The following is a 6,046-nucleotide window of genomic DNA, read 5'->3' as shown; positions in this document are numbered from 1 at the left end:
GATTTGCAGTCATCTGAAATTGCGGCTAAACAAGGCATACAAATCCACCCGAATGCTGTTCCTCTTCATTTAAAATATGCGCAAATTCTGCTGAGCAAAGGCAAATACGACCAGGCTCAGAAATACCTCGATTTTGCTGAAAGAGTTGAAAACACCAATCCCGATGTTCACCTGTTAAGAGGTTCGGCATCGTTGATTATGGGCAACGAAGACCTGGCAAAAGCATCATTCAAAAAAGCAATCAAAGTCGGGAACGGAGAAACCGACGATATTTTATACCACGTTGGTTCGGCGTTTGTGCAAATTGGCGAAATAAGTGAGGCCATCTCCTATTTCAAAAAAGCGCTAAAACTGAATCCAAAACACGAACTGGCGCTTTACGATCTTGCATTTTTTACCGACCAGATTGGCGATTACAAAAACAGCATTAAGTATTACAATCGTTTTATTGATTACGATGTATACAATTACTCTGCATGGTTTAACCTGGGTATTGTTTACAACAAAGCCGACATGCACGATGAGGCAATTGAGGCTTATGAGTACACGCTGGCCATTAACGAAAATTTCCATATGGCCCTGTTCAATATCGGAAATGCGCTGGCCAATTCAGGACGTTTCAAAGAGGCTATAGATAAATACAGAGAATTTCTGGAAGTTGACCCGGATAATGACGATGCCTACTGTTATATTGGCGAATGTTATCTGAACCTTGACGACCAGCTAAAATCGGAGCACAATTACCAGAAAGCAATTTCCATGAATCCGGAAAATGATACGGCTCATTTTGGTGTGGGGCTGATTATGTGGATTGCTAAAAAGTACGACAGAAGTATCGACTACATCAACAAGGCCATAAAGATCGACAAGCAAAATTCGGAATACTGGCTGACTTTGGGAAAAGTTAGCAGCGATGCCGAATACCTGGATGATGCGATAAAAGCATATAAACAAGGCGCTCGTGTTGACGCTGAAAATACCGAGATATGGCTCACCTGGGCAGAGACTTTAATAAAGAATGGAGATACAAACGGTGCCATCCGAATTATGAAAAAGGCGATCGACAATAACGACGACTCGATGCTAAAATACCGCCTGGTGGCGATACTACTTGGAGCCCGGAAACGCAAGGAAGCTTATGAATGGTTACGTTCGGCAATGCTGCAGGATTTTGAAAACATCAATTACCTGTTCGATATTTACCCGAGAGCTTTAAAAAGTAAGCAGCTTAAAAAGGTTGTCGACGATTTCCGCCGGGGGGATAAATAACAAATTGCAGTTCGATCTTTATTCAAATTATTAAATCCCCGATCAAAATCAGCAGCTGGGAGTCAACCTTCTTCTTCGAATCCCTGTTTTATACCGACCATTAAAAACTTTAAGCTATCGGTTCGCAAACTCCCAATAGTTTAGTTTTTATATATCGGCATTTACCCAATTTGAAAAGAATTATAGAAAAGCCTAATTCTTTTCAGAATTGGTATAACAATTTGTTTTTGTATTTTGGCATCCCGAAATTAAAATTATACTAATTGTAATGTAGAATGCCGCAAAGCAAATTTTACATTTTACAATGGTTAATGCCGATAGACTGAAAAAGGAACATTTAGACTGAAAGAAAAAATGCGACATTTTGAAGCTAATCGGTATTTACACCGTTACAAATTCAGACCATAAATGAACAGATCAGCAAAAGATTATTTTTCACTGGCAATAAAAGGAATGGCAATGGGTGCTGCCGATGTGGTACCGGGCGTTTCCGGCGGAACAATTGCCTTTATCACCGGTATTTACGAAGAATTGATTAACTCGATAAAGTCAATCAACTTAACCGCGATTAAACTCCTACTCAGTTTTAAACTGGCTGAGTTTTGGAAAGCCATCAACGGTACTTTCCTTATCAGTGTTTTTATCGGTATTGGAATCAGTGTTTTCTCGCTGGCAAAAGGGCTTGAATATTTGCTGCACCACTACCCTATTTTAGTGTGGTCGTTCTTTTTCGGACTGATCGTTGCATCGGCTATTTATGTGGCGCGCTCCATAAAACGGTGGAAAGCCGATACCATTATTGGCGGTTTGGCCGGAATTGTAATTGCCTACCTGATTACAGTTATCACACCTGCCGAAGCAAACACCAGCTACTGGTTTATTTTTCTGTCGGGAGCCATTGCAATTTGTGCGATGATCCTACCGGGAATTTCTGGTAGTTTTATTTTGGTATTGCTAGGCATGTACAAATTCATCCTTTCGGCAGTTGGCGATATGAACATTGCGGTTATCCTTACTTTCCTTGTTGGAGCTGCAGTTGGCATCATTGCTTTTTCAAATGTGCTGTCGTGGTTATTGAAAAAATACCACAACACCACCATTGCGGTGTTAGCCGGTTTTATGGTAGGATCGCTAAACAAAGTATGGCCGTGGAAAGAAGTTACACAAACAATAATCGATCGTCACGGTGAATTAAAACCCATCGCCGAACGTAATATCTTACCCGCCACATACGAGCAAATTACAGGACACGAAGCCTGGTTGCTTGGTGCAATTCTACTGGCAATTGCTGGATTTGCACTCATTTTTGTAGTTGAAGGAATTGGAAAGAAATTGAAGAAGTAAACTGGTTTCCGGATACTTGATTCTTGATACTTGATTCTTGATTCTTGATACTTGATACTTGATACTTGATACTCACGACTCAATACTTATAAAATGAAAAGATACGGATTATTAGGCTACCCACTCACCCACTCATTCTCGAAACGCTATTTTACCGAACGTTTTGAAACGGAAAAGATAGATTCAACTTATGACAATTTTGAAATCGATTCGATATCTAAATTTCCGGATGTGGTAAAAGACAACCCGGAAGTGATTGGATTTAACATTACCATTCCGTACAAAGAACAGGTAATTCCTTATCTGGATGAACTGAATGATTCGGCGAAAGAAATTGGCGCTGTTAATACCATTCGTGTTACACGAACCGAAAACGGTGTAAATTTAAAAGGATTTAATACCGATACTTTTGGTTTTGAGTCATCACTGAAACCACTTTTAAAAGATCATCATAAAAAAGCACTGATTCTTGGAACAGGTGGTGCTTCGAAAGCATTAAAATATGTTCTTAGAAAATTGGGAATCGAATATATTTCAGCATCGATTGAAGAGTTAAAGGAAAACGAGATTCGTTACGAAGACATTGATGAGCAAGTAATCACAGAGCATCTGCTGATTATTAATGCTACACCGCTGGGAACTTATCCAAAAGTTGAAACTTTCCCGAATATCCCTTACGAATTTATAACCGACAAACATTTGCTTTTTGATTTGGTTTATAATCCTGAAGTAACGCAGTTTATGGCCAAAGGACAAGCCAAAGGAGCCACAGTTAAAAATGGCTACGAAATGTTGCTGAACCAGGCTAAAAAGGCTTATGAGATTTGGAACGCGGAAGAGTAGGTATTCAGTGATCAGTCACAGTATACAGTTTTCAGATATCTGCGTACTTAAACTCGAAACTAGTAACTCGCAACTAAAGAACATGGATAAAACAAAAGTACTTTTCGTATGCCTCGGAAATATTTGTCGCTCGCCAAGTGCAGAGGCAGTGTTTAACGGTGTTGTAAAAAAAGCCGGTTTAAGCAAACAGTTTGAGGTGGATTCTGCCGGAACATCGGGCTGGCATGCCGGCGAACCTGCCGACAAAAGAATGCAATCACACGCCATACGCCGCGATTATAATTTAACATCGCTTTCCAGGAAGTTCGATCCGCATTCCGATTTCGATTATTTCGATTACATTATCGGGATGGACGACAGCAATATGCAGAACTTAAAAAGTATGGCCCGCAATGGCAACGATTTGCAAAAACTGCACAAAATGACAGATTTTTGCAGCGATGGCCAATACGACGAGGTTCCGGATCCGTATTACGGTGGAGCCGAAGGTTTTGAGCTCGTACTCGATCTACTGGAAGACGCGTGCGAAGGGCTGCTCCGGGAAATAAGTTAAAGCTTGGTTTTGCAGGAATATACTTTCATCCCCTTATCCCATTTCGACTTGTGAAGCGATGAAGGAGAGGGGGATGAAAAACTTTATAAGTAGTTCTGTTTTATTCGAAGTGGTAAAGGAAATTTACCAAACAATCGTAGGCCGGTTTCCGCTCACCTTCGATATCAACCACAATTTTTACCTGAATTTTAGCAATTCCACGCAGGTTCTTAATGTCGTTTAACGATACCGTTGCCCTGATTTTGTCGTTCACTTTTACCGGCTGCTGGAAACGTAAACTCTCGATACCGTAATTTACGATCATCTTTACATTTCTTACATCAACAACATTGTACCACAGATAAGTCAGCATCGACAAGGATAAATAGCCATGTGCGATGGTTGTTTTAAACGGCGATTCTTTGGCTGCACGCTCCGGATCGGTGTGTATCCACTGGTAGTCGAGCGTGGCATCTGCAAATTTATCTATCTGCTCCTGAGTTATTTGAACATAATCTGAAACTCCAATAACCTGCCCCAAAAGGGCTTCAAACTCTTCGTAGTTGTTGATAATTCGTTTTTCCATTGAAAAAATAATTCTGGTAAATGATGTGCCAAGTTAATCCTTTTTCCGCAAGTATAGCAGTTTTCAGTGTTGCGAATCCTTAGTTTTTATAAAGCTTTCACAAAGAAAAACTGAATTTTTATACTTTATGTTCCATTTTTAAAACGACTTTGAAGTTATATTGAAAAATTCAGACCTACACGTCCGGTTTTTATCAGAAAATGGTCACCTTTGCATTTCAATTTATCGCATGAGAAATCTTTTCCGAACAACAACATTCCTGGCAATTGTTGCCTGCCTTTTATGGTCGACCGCCTTTGCGGGAGTAAAAATCGGACTGGAATATCATAGTCCGTTCCAGTTTGCAGGTATCCGTTTTACCATTTCCGGCCTTCTTATGTTTTTGTATTTCGGAAAACCAAAACGCTATTTTTCAGAATTAAAACACAACCTGAAATTTATACTGTTGCTCTCTGTGGTGCAAATATTTGCACAATATGCGCTGTTTTACAGTGGTATAAATTTACTTCCCGGATCGTTATCTGCTATGATCGTGGGATCGCAACCGCTTTTTATAGCATTGGTAGCGCATTACTCGTTTAACAACGATAAAATGACTCCACTAAAAACATTTAGCATATTAATTGGCGTGGCAGACATTGCCATCATCACACTAGGCCGCTCGAAGGTTGAGATGACCGGCTACCTGGAATATATTGGCATTGCAATACTTCTGGTTAATAATATTGTATCGGGTTATTCCAATGTAATTGTCGCGAAACACTCAGGCACAATCTCACCGGTTGTTTTAAGCTCCACTTCGCTCATTATTGGTGGTTTGATGCTATCTATTGTTTCTATTCCTGTTGAAGGCATTCACCTGGGGCCATTTCCTCCAAAATACTGGTACGCTTTGGCGTGGCTGAGCTTTTTATCGGCAGCTGCCATTACTATTTGGTATTCGTTACTGAAACGTCCTGGCGTAAAAGTTTCGTTGCTGAATGTGTGGAAATTTCTTATTCCCGTTTCAGGTGCTGCACTTAGCTGGATTTTGTTGAGCAATGAAAAACCTGATCTCGCTTCAATTATTGGAATGATGATAATTGCCGTGTCGCTGCTTAGCCTGAACTATGCCAACCGCAGAGAACAAAAAATGGCCATTAAAGAGGGAAAAAAGTAGCTATTCATTTAAAATCAAAAGCTCTATTTTCCTGAAATCGGTACCATGACTTTCAGCCTGAATGGATATCGTTCCGCCGCTGATTATTTCATTGCCATCGGCCGGCAATAATTTTTCGAAATACTGATCACGTGGATCCAGTTGTGGCTTTTCGTAGCTCAGCACTTCCTCTCCACCTACAAAATGACGAATCACTTCTCCGCCGTGCACTTCCACTTCAACGCTTACCCACTCGTCATCATATTGTGTTTTCGATTTTGAATCGGTGCAGTGCTGCTCCCATAACTCGCCGTTTAATATCACATTGGTTCCG

At 40.4% G+C, this 6,046-nt stretch carries 7 protein-coding genes; 5 read left to right on the top strand and 2 right to left on the bottom strand.

The window, feature by feature from the left end; genetic code table 11:
- From ABZB17_RS19505 to ABZB17_RS19490, 4 genes are all read left to right on the top strand, one after another.
- The coding region (locus tag ABZB17_RS19505) for a tetratricopeptide repeat protein (RefSeq protein ID WP_372652744.1) at positions 1-1,269 on the top strand (1,269 nt) is incomplete at its 5' end.
- 408 nt (positions 1,270-1,677) lie between these two features.
- Entirely contained in the window at positions 1,678-2,613 is a 936-nt protein-coding gene (locus ABZB17_RS19500) for a DUF368 domain-containing protein (RefSeq protein ID WP_372652742.1), read from the top strand.
- Positions 2,614-2,706: 93 nt separating this feature from the next.
- Entirely contained in the window at positions 2,707-3,456 is a 750-nt protein-coding gene (locus ABZB17_RS19495; protein WP_372652739.1) for a shikimate dehydrogenase, read from the top strand.
- An 82-nt stretch (positions 3,457-3,538) separates the two neighbouring features.
- Positions 3,539-4,009 (top strand): low molecular weight protein-tyrosine-phosphatase, encoded by a 471-nt coding sequence (locus ABZB17_RS19490; RefSeq protein WP_372652737.1) that lies wholly within the window; start codon positions 3,539-3,541, stop codon positions 4,007-4,009.
- A gap of 100 nt (positions 4,010-4,109) precedes the next feature.
- Here ABZB17_RS19490 and ABZB17_RS19485 read toward each other — a convergent pair whose 3' ends face one another.
- Positions 4,110-4,574: a MaoC family dehydratase gene (locus ABZB17_RS19485; protein ID WP_045026866.1), complete on the bottom strand. Its 465-nt coding sequence runs from the start codon at positions 4,572-4,574 to the stop codon at positions 4,110-4,112.
- 229 nt (positions 4,575-4,803) lie between these two features.
- Here ABZB17_RS19485 and ABZB17_RS19480 point away from each other — a divergent pair, with 229 nt between their 5' ends.
- Positions 4,804-5,733 (top strand): DMT family transporter, encoded by a 930-nt coding sequence (locus ABZB17_RS19480; protein ID WP_372652733.1) that lies wholly within the window; start codon positions 4,804-4,806, stop codon positions 5,731-5,733.
- Here the strand turns inward: ABZB17_RS19480 and ABZB17_RS19475 are convergent.
- Positions 5,734-6,046: family 16 glycoside hydrolase (locus ABZB17_RS19475; RefSeq protein ID WP_372652730.1), on the bottom strand; the 313-nt coding region annotated here is incomplete at its 5' end.

This window comes from Draconibacterium sp., from assembly GCF_041583095.1.
Lineage (GTDB): Bacteria > Bacteroidota > Bacteroidia > Bacteroidales > Prolixibacteraceae > Draconibacterium.
The sequence above is the reverse complement of the archived record's forward strand: the minus strand, read 5'-3'. Positions and strand labels throughout refer to the sequence as shown.

Excerpts from the sequence above, each read along its gene's own strand:
- ABZB17_RS19500 (WP_372652742.1), top strand. The coding sequence starts at position 1,678 with ATGAACAGATCAGCAAAAGATTATTTTTCACTGGCAATAAAAGGAATG.
- ABZB17_RS19495 (WP_372652739.1), top strand. The coding sequence starts at position 2,707 with ATGAAAAGATACGGATTATTAGGCTACCCACTCACCCACTCATTCTCG.
- ABZB17_RS19490 (WP_372652737.1), top strand. The coding sequence starts at position 3,539 with ATGGATAAAACAAAAGTACTTTTCGTATGCCTCGGAAATATTTGTCGC.
- ABZB17_RS19485 (WP_045026866.1), bottom strand. The coding sequence starts at position 4,574 with ATGGAAAAACGAATTATCAACAACTACGAAGAGTTTGAAGCCCTTTTG.
- ABZB17_RS19480 (WP_372652733.1), top strand. The coding sequence starts at position 4,804 with ATGAGAAATCTTTTCCGAACAACAACATTCCTGGCAATTGTTGCCTGC.